A 4,000-nucleotide genomic window follows, 5' to 3' on the forward strand; every position below is an offset into this window, starting at 1 on the left:
GTGTACCGGGGCCCGGAGTTGCCGGGTGGGGTGCCGGGTGAGGTGGTGGCGCGGCGCGAGGCTGCCGTGCTGGTGGGTACGGGCGACGGTTCGGTGTGGGTGGGGCACCTGCGGCTGGAGCGTGAGGGGGCGGTGAAGCTGCCCGCGGCGATGGCGCTGGGTGAGCTGGTGGCGTCTGCGCCGGAGCGGTCGGGCTACAGCGAGATCACCTACGACCGTAGTGACGGTGTGGGAGTGGTGAGTTTCGACTTCTACAACGGGGCGATGTCGACGGAGCAGTGCCGGCGGCTGGCGGCGGCGTTGCGGTATGCGGCGGCGCAGGATACGCGGGTGCTGGTGGTGCGGGGCGGGGAGGTGTTCTCCAACGGCATTCACCTGAATGTGATCGAGGCGGCGCGGCATCCGGAGCTGGAGTCGTGGATGAACATCAACGCCATCAACGCGGTGTGCCGTGAGGTGATCGGGTGCACGGGGCAGCTGGTGGTGACGTCGATGGGCGGGAATGCCGGTGCGGGCGGGGTGATGATGGGGCTGGGCGCGGATCGGGTGATCGTGCGTGAGGGCGTGGTGCTGAATCCGCATTACCGGACGATGGGGTTGTTCGGCAGCGAGTTCTGGACGTATGCGCTGCCGCGTCGGGTGGGTGCCGAGCAGGCGTCGCGGTTGACGCAGGAGGCGTTGCCGATCGGGGCGGCCGAGGCGGTGGAGCTGGGGCTGGCGGACAAGATGCTGGTGGGGTCGCGGCTGGATTTCGAGCGCAGGGTGCTGGAGTACGCCGAGCGGCTGGCGGTGGATCCGGGTTACGATCGGTTGCTGGCCGGGCGCCGGGCGGCGCGCGAGGCGGATGAGCGGCGTAAGCCGCTGGACGCGTTCCGGGCCGAGGAGCTGGCGGAGATGAGCCGGGACATGTTCGATGATCAGAATGGGTTCGGTGCGGCTCGGCGGGCGTTCGTGCACAAGGTGAAGGCTGAGGCGACGCCGGAGCATCTGGCGGTTCATCGGGAGTTGTCCGGCGCGTCGTCGGTGTCGGGCACGGAGGCATCTCATATGTGAGATATGGTCTCGTGTTGTGGCAGATGATTACCTTGTGCGGATCGGCCGGTTGATCCGGGACGCGCGTCAGCATCGTGGTTGGACGCAGCTGCAGCTGGCCGATGCGCTGGCGACGAGTCAGAGTGCGGTCAACCGGATCGAGCGGGGCAACCAGAACATCAGTCTTGAGATGATCGCCCGGATCGGTGAGGCGCTCGACAGTGAGATCGTGTCGCTGGGTTATGCCGGGCCGATGCATCTGCGGGTGGTGGGCGGGCGCCGGCTGTCGGGTTCGATCGATGTGAAGACGTCGAAGAACGCGTGTGTGGCGTTGTTGTGCGCGTCGTTGCTGAACGCGGGGCGGACGATTCTGCGCAAGGTGGCGCGGATCGAGGAGGTCTACCGGATTCTGGAGGTGCTCGCGTCGATCGGGGTGCGGGCGCGGTGGATCAACGAGGGCAGCGATCTGGAGATCGTTCCTCCGGCGCGGTTGGAGCTGGAGGCGATGGACACGGAGGCTGCGCGGCGTACCAGGAGTGTGATCATGTTCCTGGGGCCGTTGATGCATCGGACGGAGCGGTTCCAGATTCCGTATGCGGGTGGGTGTGACCTGGGGACGCGCACGGTGCAGCCGCACATGTCGGCGTTGCGGCCGTTCGGGCTGGACATCACGGCGACGGGTGGGTTCTATCACGCGCGGGTGGACCGGGGGGTGTCGCCGTCGCGGCCGATCGTGCTGACCGAGCGGGGTGACACGGTGACGGAGAACGCGCTGCTGGCGGCGGCGCGGCACGACGGGGTGACGGTGATCCGCAACGCCTCGTCCAACTACATGGTGCAGGATCTGTGCTTCTTCCTGGAGGAGCTCGGCGTGCGGGTGGAGGGGGTGGGGACGACGACGCTGACGGTTCACGGGCTGGCCTCGATCGAGCGGGACGTCGACTACTCCCCCTCGGAGGATCCGGTGGAGGCGATGAGCCTGCTGGCGGCGGCGGTGGTGACGTCGTCGGAGTTGACGATCTGCCGGGTGCCGGTGGAGTTCCTGGAGATCGAGCTGGCGGTGCTGGAGGAGATGGGGCTCGATTGCGACCGGGGGCGGGAGTACGCCGCGGCCAACGGGCGGACACGGCTGGTGGATCTGACGGTGCGGCCGTCGAAGCTGGTCTCCCCCATCGACAAGATCCATCCGATGCCGTTCCCGGGGCTGAACATCGACAATGTGCCGTTCTTCGCGGCGATCGCGGCCTCGGCGCAGGGGTCGACGCTGATTCACGACTGGGTCTATGACAACCGGGCGATCTATCTGACGGAGCTGACGCGGCTGGGGGCGTCGGTGAAGTTGCTGGATCCGCATCGGGTGCTGGTGGAGGGGCCGACGCGGTGGCGTAGCGCGGAGATGATGTGCCCGCCGGCGTTGCGTCCGGCGGTGGTGGTGCTGCTGGCGATGATGGCGGCGGAGGGCACCTCGGTGCTGCGGAACGTGTATGTGATCAACCGGGGTTATGAGGATCTGGCGGAGCGGCTGAACGCGCTGGGTGCGCGCATCGAGACGTTCCGCGACATCTAGCGTTTGTGTCGGTGCCGGCCGCTACGGTCTTGCTCGGATCTTGTCGTGTCCAGCGAGAGGGTGGTGGCCGGTGCGGCCTGCGGAGCTCGACCGGGTGACGGTGGCGGAGGCGGCTGACCGTTATGTGGAGTTGGTGCGGGCCAGGACGGTGACGGGGGCGTTGTCGCCGTCGACGGCGGAGGTCTACGCGCGGGACGTGGCGACGCTGGTGGAGCTGGCCGGCGAGGCCACGGTGCTGGATGATCTGACGGGCGCGGACGTCGATGCGATCCTGCTGGCGTTCGCGCGCCGGCCGGACGGCAGGCGCGCGGCGGGCGCGGATGAGCGGGGCGGCGGGCAGTCGCCGGCGTCGCAGGCGCGGTTCCGGCGGTCGATCTCGGCGCTGTTCAAGCACGCGGCGCTGGCCGGGTGGGTGCAGCTCAACCCGATGACGGGGTCGGCGGTGACGGCCAAGGAGCGGGGCGGGCTGCGGCCGCAGCGGCGGGCGTTGACGCGGGAGCAGGCGCAGGGGCTGATCGGTGCGGCGCGGGCGGCGCCGGACGCGGCACCGGCGGGCAGGCGGCGTGATCAGCGTACGGAGCTGCGGGATGCGGTGATCGTGTTGCTGCTGGCGACCGTGGGGCCGCGGGTGTCGGAGCTGGTGCGCGCCAATGTGGAGGATTTCTTCACCAACGACGGGGTGCGCTACTGGCGGATCTTCGGCAAGGGCGGGCGGACGCGGGACGTGCCGTTGCCGGAGGATGTGGCGCGGGTGCTGCAGGATTACCTGGCGCGTGGGCGGCCGGCGGTGCAGGACAAGGCGTTGTTGTTGTCGTGGCGGGGGCGGCGGCTGGCGCGGGGCGATGTGCAGGCGGTCATCGACCGGGTGCAGGCGCGAGTCGACCCGGATCAGCGGCGGTCGGTGACACCGCATGGGCTGCGGCACACGACGGCGACGCATCTGCTGGCCGACGCGGTCGACATGGACGCGGTGCGGCGGGTGCTGGGGCACAGCGACCTGTCGACGCTGGGGCGTTACCGCGACGAGCTGCCGGGCGAGCTGGAGGTGGCGATGCGGGCGCATCCGCTGCTGCGGGGCGAGCCGGGCGGCCCGCGTGACTCCGGCTGAGAGGGCGATAGCTATACCGGTATTAGTATCCAGGTATAAAGTGGTGGGCATGGTGCGACCTCCGCTGACCCCTGAAGAGCGGCTCCGTGGTGAGCAACTCGGCTCCACCCTGCGTCAGGCTCGCGGCGATCGCAGCATCGTCGAGGTCGCCGCGGCCGCGGGCATGTCCGCCGAAACGCTCCGCAAGATCGAGACCGGCCGCATCGCCACCCCCGCCTTCTTCACCATCGCCGCCCTGGCCGACGTGCTCGGCATCTCCCTCGACCACCTGGCCGTCCGCTCCACCCCCGCCC

The 4,000-nt window shown here is 69.5% G+C and carries 4 protein-coding genes; all 4 read left to right on the forward strand.

Going from position 1 to position 4,000, the window contains the following annotated elements:
* The first annotated feature begins 45 nt into the window (after nt 1-45).
* On the forward strand, nt 46-1,053 hold the full coding sequence (locus E1294_RS51200) for an enoyl-CoA hydratase-related protein (RefSeq protein WP_246083879.1): 1,008 nt from the start codon (nt 46-48) through the stop codon (nt 1,051-1,053).
* 34 nt (nt 1,054-1,087) lie between these two features.
* Nucleotides 1,088-2,599: a helix-turn-helix domain-containing protein gene (locus E1294_RS51205; protein ID WP_246083880.1), complete on the forward strand. Its 1,512-nt coding sequence runs from the start codon at nt 1,088-1,090 to the stop codon at nt 2,597-2,599.
* A 70-nt stretch (nt 2,600-2,669) separates the two neighbouring features.
* Nucleotides 2,670-3,707 (forward strand): tyrosine-type recombinase/integrase, encoded by a 1,038-nt coding sequence (locus E1294_RS51210; RefSeq protein ID WP_132520385.1) that lies wholly within the window; start codon nt 2,670-2,672, stop codon nt 3,705-3,707.
* 49 nt (nt 3,708-3,756) lie between these two features.
* The coding region (locus E1294_RS51215; RefSeq protein ID WP_132520388.1) for a helix-turn-helix domain-containing protein at nt 3,757-4,000 on the forward strand (244 nt) is incomplete at its 3' end.

Origin of the sequence: Nonomuraea diastatica, from assembly GCF_004349015.1 — a bacterium.
In the GTDB taxonomy this organism is placed as follows: Bacteria; Actinomycetota; Actinomycetes; order Streptosporangiales; family Streptosporangiaceae; genus Nonomuraea; species Nonomuraea diastatica.